Raw genomic sequence first — 18,500 nt, forward strand, 5'->3', positions numbered from 1 at the left:
TTACTCCAATATATCGTCTAAAACCTTAAAGCTGTGGTTGGTTGTCGCAACAAGAACCGAGTCACCAAGATTAATCTTTGATGACCCATTTGGGATTTCTATTTCAACCTGACCATGGTCAATTGCCAAAACCAAACTATCGTCTCTAATACTTAAATCTTTTAGAGGTCTGTTTAGTATTCTAGAATGGTCGATGGCTTTAAATTCTATCACCTCAACTTCACCTTCCTCTAGCCTATATAGGGATGAAATTGACTTGCCTCTAGCGTTTACCTTGCTTCTTACCAACCTATTGATCACATCACTTGCTGCCATCTTTGGTGCAAAAGTTGTATCATTGTCTAGGATTCCAGTCATTTTTAATAGCTTAGTCCTATTAACCTTGGCAATTACCTTTTCAAGTCCTGATTTTTGGGCAAGAAGGGATATCAAAATATTTTCTTCATCTATACCTGTTAGGGCAAGAAGGGCATCAAAATGATTTAACCTTAATTCTTCTAGGACTTCGGGACTGGTACCATCAGCATTTATTACTACAGCTGCTTCGTGCATCTCGCTGATATCTTCTGCTTTTTTTCTATCAATTTCTACAACAGTCACCTTAAAGCCTCTGTCGACCAAAAGACCAACAAGGTACTTAGAAATATTTCCAGCTCCTATTACCAAGATGTTTTCTATGTCGTAGGCACCCTTTTGTTCGTGCCTATAAAAACTATCCACAGCTTCCTTTGCACCTATTACATAAATCTTGTCCCCAGCTTTTAGGATATCATCACCGTGGGGAATATTAACATCTCCATCAGAATTTATGATACCGATTAGGGTGTGATAATTTTCTGAATAGGTTCTTAAATCTGAAAGCTTTCTACCATCAAGGTCTGAGCCTTCATCTATTACAAGCTCCATCATTATAGCCCTATCCTTAAAGAAAGATTCTACGTTGAGGGCATGAGAATATTTAAGGCTCCTTTGTAGGTCCTTGGCTGCTATGTATTCTGGGTTCACAATGGACATGGCATCGGTGACTTCACCTATAAATCTCCTGTGCTTAACATAGCGAGGTTCCCTTAGCCTTATAATAATGTTTTTGGCTCCTAAATTTTTGGCGAAAGTCGATGCAATTAGGTTTACATCATCAGACTGGCTTATTGCTATAAAGAGGTCACAATCCTTTGCTCCTGCTTCAACTAGGGCCTCCACATCTCTGCCATCGCCCACTAAACCCATTACATCATTGGTCGCTAAAAGCTCTTCTAAAACTTCCTTATTTCTGTCAATTACAACTATATCGTGCCCCTCGTTGGAGAGGTCTTTTGTCACAAAAGAGCCGACTTTGCCGGCTCCTAAAATAATTATTTTCATCAAAGCTCCTTAGGAAATTCAAAAATCTTACTAATACCTTACCTCATTTATAGATTTTCCCATATTTATTTCTTTAGATAATCGTAAGCGTAGCGAGCCAAAAGTTCTGCACCATATTTCATAGCTCTTTCATCTGGGTTAAAGTCTGTGGCGTGGTTTTGTGGATAGGTCGCCTTGTTTTCTGGGTCCCTGCCACCTATAAACATATAAGTACCCTTGATTCCTGGCACATCCTTATAACCTGATAAATAAAAACCAAAGTCCTCAGACCCAGCGAGTTTTAGGTCAGTTGAAACATTTTCTTCACCAAAAATTTCTCTTGCTATTTTTACTGAAAGGTCAGTTGATTTTTCTTCGTTGATTACAGCACCTGCTCCCATGTGGTAATCAAAGTCCGCCTCTCCTCCGTAAATCTCTGCAGAAAGTTTGGCCACTTTTTCAAGTTCCTTCACCATAAAATCTACTGATTCATTTGAAAAAGACCTGAAGGATCCATCAAGTCTTATATCAGCTGCAACTGCGTTTGATGCAGATCCACCTTCTACAACTCCCAAGTTAAGCACAACTGGATGAAAGACATTGTCAATTTTTCTAGCCTGGATAGCGTAGGCTACGTTTATAAAGTTTGCAAGCATAAGCATGGCATCATTGCCTTGGTAAGGAGTGGATGAGTGGGCAGACGTACCCTTAAATTTCACTGTGAAGAAGGTATTGTTTGCCATGACTTCCCCGTAACCAGTAGCAGCTTTGCCTAAATCCCAAGCAGTGTGGATGTGGATAGCAAAACCTGTATCTACATCCTTTGTATAACCCCCACTAACAACAGCCCTTCCACCTTCGCCAGTTTCTTCACCAGGTTGGAAAATTATTCTCACCCTTCCATTTAGGTCATCTTTCACCTTCAAAAGAGCCTTTGTCGCATTTAAAAGCATGGCTGCATGGATATCGTGACCACAAGCGTGGCTTACACCTTCCACTTGGCTTTTAAAATCAAAGTCGTTTGTTTCTTTGATTGGAAGTGCATCTATATCTGCCCTTAAAAGTACAGTCTTGCCCTTACTTTCTGGATTTATTTCAACCATAAGACCTGTCGGGTCGATTTCTACAGGATTAAAACCCATAGCCTCAAGTTCTTTTTTTATAAAAGCTGTGGTTTTCACTTCCTTCATAGATAGCTCAGGATTTTCGTGCATACATCTCCTATCTGCTATCATTTTTTCTTCATTGGCTAATATTGATTTTTTTATAGTATCTGTCATAAGTTTTCCTTTCTAATTATCGTATTATATATACCCAAAACAAAAAGACTTAGTCTATAATAAATCGCTCTTATCTATAAAAGCGCTTTAAAACTAAGTCCTTTTTCCTATTCTGCTTGTGGAGCAATCTTTAAATCCAAATACAAATCATTGTATAAAATAGTTGTTTCCTTGCCCAAATCTTTAAAAACTGTTAATTTGTCAATAATATCATCATCTGGATAAAGAGTCTTATCTATCCTTGGATTAGGTTTTACTAATTTCATTGCTTTTTTATTTGGAGTTGCATAATGTATATAGTCTGCGTTTTTAGCTGCAACTTCAGGTCTTAAAAGATAAGAAATTAGGGCATAAGCTCCTTCTTTGTTTTTGCTAGTTTTTGGAATAACCATGGTATCAAACCAAATATTTGACCCTTCTTTAGGTATAATATAGGCAAGCTTATCGTTTAAGGCCTCTGCCTTGGCAGCTTCGCCAGAAAAAGTTATTCCTATGTCAGCTTCGCCCTGGGCCACATACATCCTTATTTCATCAGCAAGGATAGCCTTAACATTTGCCATAAAAGGCACCAGGTCGTTCTTAACCTTCCTTAAGATTTTTTCATCCTTTTCATTTATATCATAACCATTTTTTAACAAACCAATGCCAAGGGTTTCTCTCGCCCCATCAAAGGAAAGAATCTCTCCCTTAAACTTAGGATCCCAAAGCTTAGCCCATGAATCCAAATCTTTTGCTCCATACTTTTCGGTATTGTAAATTATTCCAAAAGTCCCCCAAAAATATGGTACTGAATATTCATTGCCCGGGTCATAAATCTGGTCTAGAAATCTCTCATCAATATTATCAAGCCCCTTGATTTTAGAATGGTCAAGCTTTTCCAAAAGCCCTTTTTGCTTCATCATCTCAACTGTATATTCTGAAGGAAAGGCGAGGTCATAATGGGTCTTGCCCTGCTCGATTTTGGCCATCATGGCCTCATTGGAGTCGAAGGTTTCGTAGACTATCCTATAGCCTGTTTCCTTTTCAAAATCTCTAAGGATTTGTGGATCAACATAGTCTCCCCAATTGTAAAAGTATATATCCTTGTCACTTGAACCTGTAGAGCTCGCATTTAATCTATCTTTACAAAAAACTAGGAGAAGGGTTAGGCCTAAAATTCCTAAAATAAATTTATAAACCTTGTTCATATTTCTTTGTCTCCCTTCTTTCGATTATATAATAGATAATTACCATAACTAAGGAAATAGCAAAAATTATGGCTGATAAGGCGTTAATTTCAAGAGAAATTCCACTCCTAACCCTAGAATAAATTTCTATGGAAAGGGTCGAAAAACCTGACCCGGTCACGAAAAATGTAACAGCAAAATCGTCAAGCGAATAAGTAAGGGCCATAAAAAATCCTGCAAAAATCCCACTTGCTATATTTGGCAAGATTATCTTATTTAAAATCATCATATCACTAGCGCCCAAATCTTCGGCAGCCCTTATCATATCCTCATTTAGAGCATAAAGCCTTGGCAAAACCATAAGGACAACTATAGGAATTGAAAAAGCAATGTGAGCAAGAAGGACCGAGAAAAATCCCATAGGAATTTTCAATAAAATACTAAACAAAATCAAGAAGCTAGCACCCATCATGATGTCTGGAAGAACCATCAAAACTGAATTTAGACTTAGAAGCTGTTTTTTGATTTTTTTATTTTTTGTATAGTATATAGAAATCGCTCCTAAAGTTCCAACAATACTTGCAATTAGAGATGACAAGAGGGCTAAGATTAGGGTATTCAAAACAATATTTAACAACCTCTTGTCAGAAAAAACTGCTTGGTAATGTTCAAGGGTAAATGATTCAAAAGAATTCATATTCCCACCACTATTGAAGGAATAAAAAATTAAATATGCCAGAGGAAGGTACATAATGATAAAAACAAAAATCAAAAATAATTTAGATAATTTGTTTGATTTATTTTCCATTTACTTCCCCCTTCTTGTTCAAAAGCGAAATCACTGCAAACATAATCCCGATTAGGATAAGGCCTATGGTTGAACCCATGCCCCAGTTTTGAGTCACAAGATAGTGCTGCTCAACAGCTGTGCCTAGGGTGATTATCTTGTTGCCTCCAATTATCCTTGTAATCAAAAACAAGGACAAGGAAGGGATGAAAACTGCCTGAAATCCAGCTATAACTCCGTCCATTGAAAGGGGTAGGATAATCTTCCTAAAAGTTTGAAGCTTGCTTGCTCCTAAGTCTTCGCTTGCAATTATATACTCCCTAGGAATAGTATCAATCGATCTAAAGATAGGCAAAATCATAAAAGGAAGCTCTACATAAGAAGCTACTAGGATAAAGGCTGGATTTGTAAATAAAAATCCTTGGCTTGCAAGGCCCAAAAGACCCACTATGGTTCCATTTTTATTAAAAAGTCCTATAAAGGCGTAGGCTTTAAGAACGAGGTTTATCCAAGTTGGCAAAATTACCAAAAGCAAAATCAAATCCTTGTGCTTGGACTTAGTCAAAAAATATGAAAATGGATAGGCCCACAAAAGTGTAAAGGATGTAATTAAAAAGGCAGTCAAAAATGAATTTAGGGTCATGATTATATAGTTTTTGTTGGAAAAATAAGCTATATAATTATCAAAGGTAAAGTTACCATAAATATCAAAAAATGACTGGTAAAGCAAAAGCAGAATTGGAGCTATTATGAAAACTAAAATCCAAATGTAATATATAAAGGTTAATTTTTGGTATTTTTTAGTCATCACTTTCTCCAGTAGCGTACTTTTCGATTCTCTTATCGAAAGCCTCTTCGGTTTCGTTGTAACGCATAACGTGGATATTTTCAGCATCTATCTTAATTCCGATGTCATCGCCTTCTTCAAAACGTCTAGTTGTATGGATTTTCCAAGAAAACTCCATCTTATCAATGGCAATTAATTCATTAAAGACACCACGGAAAAGAATATTGTCAATGTTTACAACTATGTCTGCTTGATTAAGTGGAACAACTTCAATGTCTTCAGGCCTTATTACAACTTCTACCCTCTCACCCTTGGCAATACCTGCATCGGAACAGTCAAAGACCTTGCCAGCAAATTCTACCTTATAGTCATCAACCATCCTTGCCTTTAGGATATTAGATTCACCAATAAATTCTGCAACATAACGGTTGATTGGCTCGTCATATATATCTTTTGGAGGACCTTGTTGGACAATTTTTCCCTTGTCCATGACAAAAATATGGTCACTTAAGGCTAAGGCCTCTTCCTGGTCGTGGGTTACAAAGACAAAGGTAATTCCAAGCTCCCACTGGATATCGCTTAGTAATACCTGCATAGACTTTCTTAATTTCATATCAAGGGCAGAAAGAGGTTCGTCAAGCAAAAGTACATCTGGTTTATTTACAATAGCACGAGCAATCGCCACCCTCTGCTTTTGTCCACCAGACATCTGGCTTACCTCACGTCTTTCAAAACCAGCAAGGTTTACCATTTCAAGGGCCTTCTCCACCTCTTTTTTGATTATAGCCTTGTCAATTTTTTTAATTTCCAAGCCAAAAGCTACATTGTCGTAAACATTCATATGTGGAAAGAGCGAATAATTTTGAAAAACTGTATTGACAGTCCTCTTGCTCGCAGGCACATCACCAACATTTTTTCCATTTATGTAAACAGAACCCTTACTAGGTTCCAAAAATCCAGCTATTAAATTTAAAATTGTAGTCTTGCCACATCCAGAAGGACCCAAAAGAGTATAAAACTTTCCCTTTTCAAGCTCCAAGTCAACGGATTTTAAAACTTCCTCGTCTCCAAAAAACTTTGAAACTCCATCAAGAACTACAGAATATTTCTCATAATTTTTATCCATACAACACCCCCCAACATTTTCTCATTATAAAAAGTATACCTCTTTTTCAAAAAATTTATTATATAATTTGTAAAGCTTTATTAGATTATAAATTTTTCGCTAATAATAGGCAAAAAAATACTGGTCACTTGGACCAGCAAATTTATGATTGGATTTCATATCTATCATCTAAATATGCATCGGATAATCTCGCCATTAGGATAATAGTTGTAATTACCATTATAACTGCAAAGACTAAAATATAGAAACTAAGCAATCCCCATACAAGAAATTCATCCTTTATTAAAAATACGGACGCTATTAGACCTAAAAATATTATAAGTGGTATGCCAACCCATTTTAAACCTAAGATTAGGGTCTTTTTAAAGAGTTTCTTGCCTTGGCTAAAAATCTTTCCTATAATTGTCATAACTCCATCTTCACTATCATAATGATCGGCTAGATAAAAGTTTGAGTAGGCAAAAAATATAGCAAGAACTAAAAATATTATGGCGCACACTATAGGAAGGATTATCGTACCAATAGCAAAAACAGACTTATTGCTTGGACTTGCTACAGCTGAAAATACACCGACTGCCCCACTTGCTGAAAAAGCGTATTGGGCAATAGCTTGCGCTATAGAAATTAAAAATCCTACTGTAAGGACCTTTCCATTTAAATAATTTACCTGGTTTAGGTAGTCTCCTACTGAACCCATCCTATTTCTAATAAGACCACTTGATAAAGAGAAAACAAATACAAAGGAAATTATTCCTGTAAGTAAATCTCCTAATATATCTACGATGAAATTATCTCCACCAATAGCAGATATTAGCTTAATCAAAAGGTAATTTGTAAGCCCACCTATAATCATTATCCAAAGTATAGACGAAAATCTATATTCTCTTTTCATAAAATTCTCCATTGTTAATTTTTTTCATTTATATTAATTTAGCACAATTTATAAAATTTTACCATATTAATCTATAATTGGGTATTAATTTACTGAGGTGATATAATGATTAAAATAAATAAAGATAAATCCAGAGCTGAAGCGATTGAAGATGATAAAATAATCGGTCTCTGCGAATACAAAATTAATGACGGGGTAATTGACATCTACCACACAGAAGTCGATAGGGCCTATGGTGGCAGGGGAATCGCAAAGAAGCTCCTAGATGAAGTTGTAAATTTGGCTAGGAATGAGAACAAGAAAATTTTTCCAACCTGTTCGTACGTAGCAAAAAAATTTGACGAAGATAGAAAATATGAGGATGTTGACGCCAGATAAAATCTCGACCCAATTTTTGGGTCTTTTTCCTTGTTAAAATTCTCCCCTTTCTAGCTTTAAAGATTTTTAGGTGGTATTATAAGGGTAGTTAACAAGGGAGGTGAAGAATGGAAAATTCTAATAAAAATTGGCTCAGAAAACCAGGAATCTTATCTGTTTCCATCATTTTGGCTGTAAATGCAATCATAAGTGGTGGTCTTATTTTTATTAAGGATGAACTCGGCATTTCCCTTGCCCAAGCAGAATTTTTGGTAAGCCTTCCATCAATTACCACCATCATCGCAATCCTTTTAAGTGAACCGATTAGCCAAAGGATTGGCATTAAAAAATGTGTGAGCCTGGGGCTTTTTTTAGTTGGATCTTCTGCCTTTCTGCCCCTCCTTTCAAGGACCTACCTAAGTATTTTTATTTCTAGACTCATACTAGGCTTTGGGGTAGGACTTTACAATGGTCACGCAGCCAGCCTTATAAATATTTTTTACAAAGGTGATGAGGCGGCAAGTCTCCACGGAATTAGGAATTCTTGTGAGTACATAGGATTAATGTTGCTCTTATTTATAGCTGGACTCATCCTAAAAATATCCTGGCACTACGTTTTTCTAACCTATACCATAGCCTTTTTGATTTTGATATTTTTTAACCTCACAGTTGAAGATGTTGTCCATCCCAAAACCCTAGCTGAGGAAAAATTTAAAATCACCCTCCAAACCATCTTTTTTATGGTCTTTGCAGGGGTGACTTTGATGGATACCACAGCTGTCACAATCAGGTTTTCAACCATAGCCACACAAGGCCTAGGTCCTAACGCAAACATCAATATGCTAACCATGGTTATACCAATATTTGGGATGACAACAGGGTTTTTCTTTGGCAAGATAAATAGGAAATTAAGGTCAAAAACCATTTTACTTGGCCTTCTCATCTATATATTTAAAAATATTATCCTAAGCGTTTTTGGGCAAAATGTTTATGTTTATATGGTAGGCATGGCCCTTACTGCCGTCTCCCAAAGTTTGTGTTTTCCTTATATTTTCGCAGAAGTTGCGAGAGTTACCAGGTCATCCTCATCAAGGATTGTAAATAACCTAATCTTTGTAGGATCAAACCTAGGTGGATTTTTGGCATCAAGCTTCTTAAGTTTAGTGACCTTGTTTTTCAACCTAAAGGGCCCAACCACGGCCTTCATGGGCTTTTCAGTCCTCTATCTAGGATTTTTTGCAGTTTACTTCTACGAATATTTAAGTGTAAGGTCTTTTAGACTTAGGTAGAAAAAAGCTTATAAAAATTCCAGAGTCCTAGCTCTGGAATTTTTTACTATTTAAAACCCTAATCTTTCCAACGTATTTTTCTAGATTTCTCCTAATCAAACCTAAATTATAAATCCAAATCATATTTAATTCATTAGATCAAATATAAAAGATACTTCAAGACCAGTCTTTCTATTTCTTATTAAAAAAGAGCCCCCGTGCAATTCTGCTATTTGTTTGGCGATAAAAATACCCAGACCATGACTTGTTATATTGGTTAGATCTTCCTCATTGATTCTTTTTATAATACTTTCGTCAACTCCCCCACCCTCATCTAAGATGGTAATTATTAGCTTATCGTCAGCATCCATTATTGTAGTCCATATTTTCCCACCTGTATAAATAAGTGAGTTTTTTAAAATATTTTCTAGCATCCTATAAAATAAGTTAGAATCCATTTTTATTTCTTGATTTTGCTTTGCTAATTTATTTTCAAAAATAAGTTCCCTGGTTGGATTTTCATTTAACTTATCAACTATAAGTTTTCGAATTAGCTTTACTGGACTTTTTTCCACAAAATTTTCCTTATCCAAATTGGCAAGCGACATAGTCAGGTTTAGACCCTCTAAAATATTAGAAATTTTTAAGACTTGGTTTTGGATATTTCTAATGTCAAGGTCTTTTCTATCTGCTTTGCTAAGCTCCCAGGAAATCTTTGCAAGAGGAGTTCTAACATCGTGGCTTACTCCCCTTATCCACTTACTTTGCGATTGTTTTAAGGTCTTATATTTTTCATTTGCCTCATTAATAGATAAGGCCAGATCTCTCAATTCTCCATTTTCATCTAGTTTTTCAAAATCGTCTTCAAAAAGCTCATCAATCGCCTTTTGAAAAGGACTTATATTTTTAAGGATATCCCTTATATCCAACCTATAAAAAATATAAACAAAGAGTAAAAATAAAATTATAAATAAGACAACTAACCACAAATTAAAAATAAGGTTGTGGTAGTTATAGTAATTAAATGGCAACTTATCTAGAGAATTTTTCGGGTAGGCAAAGACAAGCAGGCCATCACCTAGGATATAAGTAAATACAGGGTAGTCAGCCAAGTAATACCTGGTGAAACTTGCAACATCTGTTAGGTTAAATTTATCTTTTACTTCCCTTGGCTTGCCAAAAGATTCGGTGACTTTCCCACTCTTATCTAGCCTTAACGCCCATATATTTTTTTCTTTTAAAAATCCCCTATTTTTTTCGTTAAGATAAACGTCCGTCTTATTATCAGTTATATAAGTATAAACATCATTTGGGTTTGGATATTCAACACTTAACTTGTAGTTTAAATATAAAAAGGTCATGAGCAAAAAAATCAGAAAAAATAGCAAGAGCAGTATTCTAATTACAATTTTTTTAAATCTTTTTATTATATAGTTAAACATCCTAGTCTTCTTTCACAAGTTTATAGCCCAGACCCTTTATGGTTATCAAGATTTTAGGCTCTCTCGGATTGTCTTCGAGTTTTTCACGAATCCTATAGATGTGAGTTATCAATGTATTTTCATATCCATAGGAATCTTCCCAAATATTTTCCAAAATGCGGTCAATCGAGACGATCATATTCATGTTATCGGCTAGGTAGGCTAGGATTTTAAATTGGGTGGCAGTTAGGGGAATCTCTTCACCATTTTTGATAAGGATACCCTTGGCCTTATCGAAAATTACCTTGCCTAAGGATATTTTCCCATCATTTTTTATTTTTTTACTGCGTCTTAAAACTGCATCGATTCTCCAAAGGAGTTCATCAGGGAAAAATGGCTTTACTAGGTAGTCATCAGCCTTATTTTCAAAGCCTTCCTTCCTATCATCTATCCCATCAAGGGCAGATAGGATTATGACTGCCATATCGGATTCCTTCCTTATTTCCTTTAGCAAATCAAAACCACTCCCATCTGGAAGCATTAGGTCAAGGACCACTAGGTCAATTTTGAAGTTTGCGAGTTTAAACCTAGATTCTTTGATGTTTTTTGCAGTATAAAGTTTTTCAAAACCCTTATCTTTTAAAAAATTATATAAATTTTCCAATAAACTTGCTTCATCATCTACTATTAATATAGAAAAATTATTTCTAAAATCCATTAAGCTCCTCCTTGTTACCCTAATTATACACCATACTTTTAGATTTTTACTTTTTGTGATGTAAAAGTGACCTGACTTAAAGCTTATTTTTATCTTAGCCTGGTATCCTTTTTGTAGGAGGAATAATTATGAAAAAAATCTTAGAAATAAAAAATTTACAAAAATCATATAACAAGAAGAAAGTCCTAGATATTGACTACCTAGAAATTGCTCAAGGTTCAATTTACGGTCTTATTGGAAAAAACGGAGCTGGTAAGTCAACACTTATGAAGCTTATACTTGGTCTTGTGAGAAAAGACGGAGGGGAAATTAGGGTTTTTGGTCAAGAAGTAGGTCCAAAAAACCAAAAAGACCTTAACAAAAATCTCGGAGCCCTAATAGAAAATCCTTCCTTTTATGACCACCTAAGTGGCTATGAAAACCTAGAAATAATTTGTAGCCTTAAGGGAATAAACAAGGCAGAAATCTCAAAAACTCTTGACCTTGTTGGTCTTTATAATGTAGGCAAGAAAAAGGCTAGGGATTATTCGCTGGGCATGAAGCAAAGACTCGGTATTGCCATCGCTCTTATTGGAAATCCAAAACTTTTGATTTTGGATGAGCCTATAAATGGTCTTGATCCTCAGGGAATCGAAGAGATGAGAAATTTATTTAAAAACATAGTGAAAAACACTTCTACTAGCATTTTAATTTCTTCCCACATCCTTGATGAAATAGAAAAAATTTCCACCCACATCGGTATCCTCAAGGAAGGGAAATTAACTTACAACGGAAGTTTGGAAGAATATAGAAGACTCCATCCGCCATTTATTTCCCTACAAACATCTGACAACCAAAAGGCCCTTGCCCTTTTAGATATGGGGCAAACAAGGATAGATGGTAAAAAGATTATTTTGGGCAAAGTTTCAAACAAGGAAATATCAGAAATTGTGAATTTCCTACATGGTAAGGTTGATATATACAGGATTGAAGAAGAAAAAGAAAGCCTAGAAAAACTCTTCATCGAAGAAAGCAGGTCTTAGCATGGCAAATTTAGAAAGAAAAAAATATAAGAGACTGGGGATAAATTTTTTAACACTAATAGTATTTTTTGCTCAAATGCTAATGGTGGCAGGGGTCAGCCATTCAAAATCATTTGCAGAGGGAAATTATCCCCTAGCCTACATCCTAGACACATATCTATTTATTTCCTTATTGATAAATCCGATTTTAATCTCATCTTTGGTGAAAAAAGTGATTGAAATCGAGGAAAAAAACAAGATGTGGCAGTTGCAAGTAAGTCTTGGGGAAAAAGTAAACTCTATACTCATAAATAAATTTAAAAACCTATCCCTAAAGCTAGTTTTATTGCAAATAATAGAAGCTATTGTCTTTCTCCTACTAGCAAAAAAGTCATCTCATTTTAATATGGACACTGACATGATATTAAGATATGCCTTGGTAAATATATCTGCCATAATAATAAATTTATTTTTTATGGCCCTATTTATGATAATAGAAATGAAATCAAAAAGAGTCTACACCCTATCATTTATAGCGATAATTGGAGGGCTAACTGGAGTAATCACTATGCTAACATCAGAGACTCTCGCTTTTGTAAATCCCTTTGCTTGGATGGCAAGTTTATTAAATATTTCTTATGTAAGCGAAGGTGGGAAATTTATCCAGGTTCTAAATCCAATAAATTTTTATACACCAATAATTGCCCTTATCCTTTTAATAGCCTGCCTTGGATACTTGAAGGCAATGAAAACTTATAATCTATACAAGGACTAGGAGGACTTATGTTAAAGTTAGAATTAAAAAAAATAAAATTTACAAATATCTTGTTGGTAAGTCTGATAATACCCCTACTAGCTAACGCATTTGGCCTTATAAACTTTATGGGAAATAGGGAGACCTTGACCCAAGAATGGCAATCTTTGTGGACCCAGGTTAGCTTGTTTTACTTTTCATTTTTCTACATCCCATTAATTGCAATAATAATAGCAAGTCTTTGGGCTACAGAACACAAGGCAGGCCTAAAATTTATTAGGCTAAGCCCAAAGAAAAATATGGACTTTGTAGGAGCAAAATTGGCTTTAGCCTTTATAATAATTTGCCTTTGCCAAATATATTTTCTTGGACTTTTCTACCTGGGAGGAAAATATATAGGAGGATTTTCGACCACTGATTTTTCTATATATTTTTATTATATAGGTCTTAGCATCTTGCTTGCTCTTCCGATAATAGGGATATTCGGCGCCCTTGCCATAAGGATAAGGTCTTTTGGGATCATAGTTCTCTTATCTACAATCTTTACCATATTTGGTTTTGCAACAGCCTACAGGGCCCTAAAAATAATCGGCCTAAGCTATTTGGCAATTGAAGCTAACAACTTTAGGTTTATAAGTCCACATGATTTAATCTTGCTGGCTATTTTTGCCCTAGCTGAATTAATAATATCCCTATACCTATCCAACAAATTTTTAAAATACGAAAATAAATAATGCTAGATAAGTTTTGTAGCAAGTATTGAGCCTAACTTAAGGCTTAAGCGGTCTGCAAGATTTCCATACAAAAACTGCCCCTCAAGTTATTTTTTAAATAACTTTGGGAGCAGTTTTTTACTTCTTAGCATGACTACCTAATAAAAATATTAAGATCCAATTCGTAGGATAAAATTTTTAACAATTCCTTACCCCTAACTGAGTTGCCAGTTTTATCGAGTCTTGGGGAATATACTGCTATGCCACAAAGTCCTGGGACTATACCTAAAATCGCCCCACTGACTCCTGATTTTGATGGGATGCCTACGTTCATTAGGTATTTGCCAGAATTTTCATACATACCACAAGATGACATTTGGCTTACAATTATGGATACAATTGATTCTGGAATTAGGTCTTTGGTTTCATATAGGCCGTAGCCTTTATTGGCTAGGATGGCTCCAAAATGTGATAGGTCTACTACATTTGTACCTATGGAGCATGACCTTATATAAAGGTCTAAAACCTCGCTTGGGTCTTCATCAAAAATTCCCTTAGATTTTAGGTAATAGGCTATGGCCTTGTTCCTATCAGATGTTTCCATCTCTGACTTATAGATATCTTCCATAAGCCTTGCCTTGTCTGTGCCTGATATCATCTTATAAAAATCTAAAATTCTTTGGAATTTATCATCCACATCCCTTCCCCTAATCATAGATGATGTTGTAATCGCACCTGCATTTATAAAGGGGTTGGCTGGTTTATCCGTAATTGGAACAAGGGAATTAAATTCAAATTTGGTTGGCTCGCTTCCGACCTTAGAATAAACTTCTTCTATGGTGTTGTCATGGAGGGCAAGCAAAAGATCTAGGATTTTTGATATGGATTGAACGGAAAATTCCTTGTCGATGTCTCCATAGCTATATGTGTCCCCACTTGTAGATGTGATAGAAAGGGCAAAAGTGTCAGGCTCTACATTCAAAAGTTCCGGTATATACGAAGCCACTTCCCCCTGACCAATAAACTTCTCACTCTTCCTAATGGACTGCCTTATTCTCCTATCAATTTCATTTCTATCAAAAAACATAAAGTCATACTCCTAAATTTTATTATCTACTAACCTTAATGTACTTTAATAGGATAAGTGATACAATATAAGTAGGAATTAAAATTAGGAGAAAACCATGAGAGTTATAGATATATTAGAAAATGAAAGATGGATTAGAAAATATGATTTTTACCAAGATTTCATGAAGTCTACCTATTATGAGAGTCTAATCGATTCTTACAAAAGATTAAACCAAAAAATTCTTTTTAAATCCCATGTCCACGGCCCAGCCCATATTGAAAGGGTGATTTTTTTCGTCCACCTCTTGGCTTTTTACAACAAACTCGATTTTTATGACCTAGATGTTTTAAGAAATGCCGCAAGCCTCCACGATACTAGAAGGCGAGATGATTCCTATGATCCTGGCCATGGTCCGAGAGCAGCTGTTGAATCTATTGGCTATTCATACGCTAGAGATGAAGATAAAAAAATAATCCAAGCCGTAATTGCCGCCCATTCTCCAGAAGATGAGGCCATGGATAAGATTATAAAAAATTTCATAGGTCCAGAAGATGATTTTGCCAGGACTAAATTTTTGGCAGAACTTTTTAAGGATGCAGATGCCCTTGATAGGGTGAGAATTAACCACCTGGACCCAAGGTATTTGAGAAATTCTTTCTCTAAAGACTTAGTTGAGTTTTCCTACGACCTCTACAAGCACTTTTAGCTATTGACTTATTTGTAGAAAAAATATAAAATTAAAGTGTATAAGGAGAATTATATGCTGAAAAGATCAAAGGCATATCTCGCTGGCCTTGTTTTGGGCCTAGGACTCTTCTTTCCAAAAACTTCTTTAGCAGATTCTGTTATGATAAATAAGGAAGTAGCTGATTCTGCTAGCTTCTATACAGAAGAAAATGGAAGACTCAATCCTAGTGCAAACATTGATACTACCGACCTATACAATATGGTTAGCGAGGATGATAATTTTTATAAAATCGAATATAAGGGAAAGATTGGCTATGTCGATAAAAATAATTTTTACAAGCTAAACCACACCAGCCTTGTAAGTGATTGTGAAATTAAAAAAGATCCGACTGACGAAGCTGATAACCTTACTTCCTATAAGTTAAAAAAAGGAACTAAGGTTACAATCCTTGAATTTATAAATGTAGATGACTTTGTGAAAGTTTCCTATGAACAAGATCGTTTTGACAATAAATTTATAAACCTAGCTGATAGGGTCAAAAAAGCCCGTCAAGGTTTTGTCGAAACCTTAACCCTAGATCCTGTTCCTGTCGAAACCATTGGCAGGGATGGCAAAAGTCCAACTACAATCACAGTTGACGACGAAGTTGCAAATGCAAAAGAGAAAATTGGCTACATACATTTTAAGGACCTAGCCCTTGCCCACAGGGACCAAGATGTCATTGATAAGCTCTATAATTATTACCATTTGCTAAATGCATCTATGACCTATAGGCAGACACCTAGTTTTGAAAATGGTCCGGTTTATAACCTATATCCTGGCGAAACTTACGAAGCTACTAGCAAGTTGCCACAAATTACAGTCCACATGACAGGCTCACAAACTGGAATTGACCTTTATTCCTATGCTGTGAAATTTTTAGGCAACCCATATGTATTTGGTGGCGAAGACCTCTATAATGGAATCGACTGTTCAGGTTTCACCATGAGAGTCTACCAAACAATCGGAATTGGCCTTCCACACTTTGCCCAAAGCCAGCAAAGATATGGTATAGAAGTACCATTTGGCCAAGAAAAAGCAGGAGACTTGGTATTCTTTGGTAGTAGCCTAGATAATATCACCCACGTTGGTATAGCTGATGGCTACGGCAATATGGTCCATGCCTCATCTCCAAGAGTCGGCATAATCATAAGCCCAATCAGAAATCCAATCTCAATTAAAAGAATAGTAAATTAAAAAAATTGCTGAACTCGACTTACCGAGCCAGCAATTTTTTTAGTTATTTGAAGAATCACTATCCTTACTGAATACTTTGATTATTGAATTTACTACATCTTTTAAGAAATTAATAACCTTATCCAAAAGGCCGGAGTCCTTGGCGTCTTTGGCTATTTTTTCAAAATTTTCCTTATTATCCTTGGCAAATTTGTCTATAGATTCTTTGTTATCTTCATAAAATTTCCCTGCCTTGCCACCGATGTCTTTAGCAAGTTTAAAAAGATTGTCCCTTACTTCTGGGTTGGTGATGCCTGAAAGGTCTTGGTAGGACTTAAAATAAGTTATCAAGCTATTTAAATTTTCATCTGAGAGAACATCTTTCATGTCAACATTTTCTAGCGCATTTAAAACAAACACTAATATTTTATCTTCTGGTGCAGTTTGGCCATTTTTTTCCTTATAATCAGCGAGTTTTTCTTTAACTTCAATCACAGCCCTATCAAGCTTCTTGCTATCAAAATTAGGGTTGGATTCATTTTCTTTTGACACTTCGATTACAGTTTTCAATTCCTTTTGTGCTGTTTTTGTCCTTTGTGGGTCAAGCTTTGTGCCGTGAAGCTCTTCTGACTTATAAACTCCGACTAGGGCAGATTCTCCTGTAACAGGTTTTGGACTTGCTACAAAAATCTCTGCATCAGTTAGACCTGCAGTTATGGCTGCATTTGTGTATTGGGCTTCGGTGATTTGGTTGATATTGCCTGGTGTCTTTATCATAACTCTGATTCCAGATCCCTTTTCGAGCCTTTTTACAACTATAGATGAAATCATATTTGAATCACTTGTTCCATAGCCTAAATATTTTTCAAGGTCAGCTCCATTTACAGTTCCAACATTAAAATCTTCTGAATTAATCTCCACTGCATTGTCTACAATTTTTCTTTGTTGGTCATTTAAGGCCACACCATAGATGACATCATCTTTATCTTTGTCAAAACCTACTGCATAGGCGACATTTGATAAAATTATTGAAAAGCTTAATACTAAGCCAAAAATTTTCTTTTTCATTTTTTAAGTCCTTCTATTTTTTCTAAAATTGGGTTTAGGAGGTCATTGTTAATATCACACGCCTTTCCCTCATCGATTTTTGCTGCCACACTTGGGTCGATTGGAAGTTTTACTATGGTATCTACTCCGTATTTTTCTGCAACACCTTCTATATTAGATTCGCCAAAAATTGCATGCTTGCTACCACAATCTGGACATTCATAATAGGACATATTTTCAACTATGCCTATGATATTTTTGCCCATCATCTTTGCCATTTTTAGAGATTTTTCTACAACCATTTCCACAAGACCTTGAGGAGTGGCCACAGCTACGACCCCGTCAATTGGTAGGGATTGGAAAACTGTTAGTGGCACATCTGCAGTTCCTGGTGGCATATCAACTACAAGATAGTCAATTTTTCCCCAGTCTACATCAGTATAAAATTGTTTGATTACACCAGTGACTATAGATGCCCTCCATACAACTGGGTCAGTCTTATTTGGGATAATCATATTAGTAGAAATAAGTTTTATTCCATTTTTAGCTACAGCTGGGTTTATTATGCCATTTGCTGTTGCCATCACAGGCTCATCTATACCAAAGGCTTCTGCTATTGATGGGCCAGTTATGTCTGCATCGAATACTCCTACTTCGTAGCCCTTGTTTTTTAGGCCAACAGCAAGCTGGCTTGCAATAGATGATTTTCCTACTCCTCCCTTGCCACTCATAACTGCGATAATCTTACCGATTTGAGTGCCTGGTTGGGTTTCTATTTTAAATTTATCGAAATTTGGTGTTTTGTTAGTCATAAATTCTCCTTCTTATCAACTTCATGTCTTAATTATATTGGTTGTGAGTTAAATTTCC

General features: G+C 35.7%; 19 protein-coding genes. 7 read left to right on the plus strand and 12 right to left on the minus strand.

The window, feature by feature from the left end:
- From trkA to HMPREF0072_RS00485, 7 genes are all read right to left on the minus strand, one after another.
- Positions 1–1,362 (minus strand): Trk system potassium transporter TrkA, encoded by a 1,362-nt coding sequence (gene trkA / locus HMPREF0072_RS00455; protein WP_004826689.1) that lies wholly within the window; start codon positions 1,360–1,362, stop codon positions 1–3.
- A 65-nt stretch (positions 1,363–1,427) separates the two neighbouring features.
- Positions 1,428–2,621 carry a M20 metallopeptidase family protein gene (locus tag HMPREF0072_RS00460; RefSeq protein ID WP_004826691.1) on the minus strand — a complete coding sequence of 398 codons (1,194 nt, stop codon included), beginning with the start codon at positions 2,619–2,621 and terminating at the stop codon, positions 1,428–1,430.
- A 107-nt stretch (positions 2,622–2,728) separates the two neighbouring features.
- Positions 2,729–3,808, minus strand: coding sequence for an ABC transporter substrate-binding protein (locus HMPREF0072_RS00465; RefSeq protein WP_004826693.1), 1,080 nt, complete (start codon positions 3,806–3,808; stop codon positions 2,729–2,731).
- A complete protein-coding gene (locus tag HMPREF0072_RS00470) occupies positions 3,792–4,595 on the minus strand; it encodes an ABC transporter permease (RefSeq protein WP_004826695.1) in 804 nt (267 codons plus the stop codon). The genes HMPREF0072_RS00465 and HMPREF0072_RS00470 overlap by 17 nt, the downstream gene beginning before the upstream one ends.
- Positions 4,585–5,382 (minus strand): ABC transporter permease, encoded by a 798-nt coding sequence (locus HMPREF0072_RS00475; RefSeq protein WP_004826697.1) that lies wholly within the window; start codon positions 5,380–5,382, stop codon positions 4,585–4,587. Before HMPREF0072_RS00475 ends, HMPREF0072_RS00470 begins: the two co-directional genes overlap by 11 nt.
- A complete protein-coding gene (locus HMPREF0072_RS00480; protein ID WP_004826698.1) occupies positions 5,375–6,487 on the minus strand; it encodes an ABC transporter ATP-binding protein in 1,113 nt (370 codons plus the stop codon). The genes HMPREF0072_RS00475 and HMPREF0072_RS00480 overlap by 8 nt, the downstream gene beginning before the upstream one ends.
- Positions 6,488–6,629: 142 nt before the next feature.
- Positions 6,630–7,379 (minus strand): hypothetical protein, encoded by a 750-nt coding sequence (locus HMPREF0072_RS00485; RefSeq protein ID WP_037327819.1) that lies wholly within the window; start codon positions 7,377–7,379, stop codon positions 6,630–6,632.
- 105 nt (positions 7,380–7,484) lie between these two features.
- On the opposite strand from HMPREF0072_RS00485, the gene HMPREF0072_RS00490 reads away from it, so the two are divergent.
- Positions 7,485–7,757 carry a GNAT family N-acetyltransferase gene (locus HMPREF0072_RS00490; protein WP_004826702.1) on the plus strand — a complete coding sequence of 91 codons (273 nt, stop codon included), beginning with the start codon at positions 7,485–7,487 and terminating at the stop codon, positions 7,755–7,757.
- A gap of 107 nt (positions 7,758–7,864) precedes the next feature.
- On the plus strand, positions 7,865–9,025 hold the full coding sequence (locus HMPREF0072_RS00495; protein ID WP_004826703.1) for an MFS transporter: 1,161 nt from the start codon (positions 7,865–7,867) through the stop codon (positions 9,023–9,025).
- 125 nt (positions 9,026–9,150) lie between these two features.
- On the opposite strand, the gene HMPREF0072_RS00500 is transcribed toward HMPREF0072_RS00495, so the two are convergent.
- A complete protein-coding gene (locus tag HMPREF0072_RS00500; RefSeq protein ID WP_004826705.1) occupies positions 9,151–10,446 on the minus strand; it encodes a HAMP domain-containing sensor histidine kinase in 1,296 nt (431 codons plus the stop codon).
- A gap of 1 nt (position 10,447) precedes the next feature.
- Complete coding sequence (locus HMPREF0072_RS00505; RefSeq protein WP_004826706.1) at positions 10,448–11,143, minus strand: response regulator transcription factor; 696 nt, start codon at positions 11,141–11,143, stop codon at positions 10,448–10,450.
- 128 nt (positions 11,144–11,271) lie between these two features.
- Here HMPREF0072_RS00505 and HMPREF0072_RS00510 point away from each other — a divergent pair, with 128 nt between their 5' ends.
- The 3 genes from HMPREF0072_RS00510 to HMPREF0072_RS00520 are packed head-to-tail and all read left to right on the plus strand — an operon-like array spanning position 11,272 to position 13,632.
- Positions 11,272–12,165: an ABC transporter ATP-binding protein gene (locus HMPREF0072_RS00510; RefSeq protein ID WP_004826708.1), complete on the plus strand. Its 894-nt coding sequence runs from the start codon at positions 11,272–11,274 to the stop codon at positions 12,163–12,165.
- A 1-nt stretch (position 12,166) separates the two neighbouring features.
- Positions 12,167–12,919 carry an ABC-2 transporter permease family protein gene (locus HMPREF0072_RS00515; RefSeq protein WP_004826710.1) on the plus strand — a complete coding sequence of 251 codons (753 nt, stop codon included), beginning with the start codon at positions 12,167–12,169 and terminating at the stop codon, positions 12,917–12,919.
- An 8-nt stretch (positions 12,920–12,927) separates the two neighbouring features.
- On the plus strand, positions 12,928–13,632 hold the full coding sequence (locus HMPREF0072_RS00520) for an ABC transporter permease (RefSeq protein WP_004826712.1): 705 nt from the start codon (positions 12,928–12,930) through the stop codon (positions 13,630–13,632).
- Positions 13,633–13,765: 133 nt separating this feature from the next.
- Here the strand turns inward: HMPREF0072_RS00520 and glsA are convergent, their stop codons facing one another.
- Entirely contained in the window at positions 13,766–14,698 is a 933-nt protein-coding gene (glsA, locus tag HMPREF0072_RS00525; protein ID WP_004826713.1) for a glutaminase A, read from the minus strand.
- Between the two features lie 97 nt (positions 14,699–14,795).
- Here glsA and HMPREF0072_RS00530 point away from each other — a divergent pair, with 97 nt between their 5' ends.
- On the plus strand, positions 14,796–15,386 hold the full coding sequence (locus HMPREF0072_RS00530) for an HD domain-containing protein (RefSeq protein WP_004826715.1): 591 nt from the start codon (positions 14,796–14,798) through the stop codon (positions 15,384–15,386).
- Positions 15,387–15,440: 54 nt separating this feature from the next.
- The gene (locus HMPREF0072_RS11025) at positions 15,441–16,604 is read left to right on the plus strand and encodes a C40 family peptidase (RefSeq protein ID WP_004826716.1); all 1,164 of its coding nucleotides are present in this window, start codon (positions 15,441–15,443) and stop codon (positions 16,602–16,604) included.
- A gap of 39 nt (positions 16,605–16,643) precedes the next feature.
- Here the strand turns inward: HMPREF0072_RS11025 and HMPREF0072_RS00540 are convergent, their stop codons facing one another.
- Both HMPREF0072_RS00540 and HMPREF0072_RS00545 read right to left on the minus strand, forming a co-directional pair.
- On the minus strand, positions 16,644–17,651 hold the full coding sequence (locus HMPREF0072_RS00540; protein ID WP_004826718.1) for a DUF1002 domain-containing protein: 1,008 nt from the start codon (positions 17,649–17,651) through the stop codon (positions 16,644–16,646).
- Positions 17,648–18,442: an Mrp/NBP35 family ATP-binding protein gene (locus HMPREF0072_RS00545; protein WP_004826719.1), complete on the minus strand. Its 795-nt coding sequence runs from the start codon at positions 18,440–18,442 to the stop codon at positions 17,648–17,650. Before HMPREF0072_RS00545 ends, HMPREF0072_RS00540 begins: the two co-directional genes overlap by 4 nt.
- Positions 18,443–18,500 lie beyond the last annotated feature (58 nt).

Origin of the sequence: Anaerococcus lactolyticus ATCC 51172 (genome assembly GCF_000156575.1) — a bacterium.
In the GTDB taxonomy this organism is placed as follows: Bacteria; Bacillota; Clostridia; order Tissierellales; family Peptoniphilaceae; genus Anaerococcus; species Anaerococcus lactolyticus.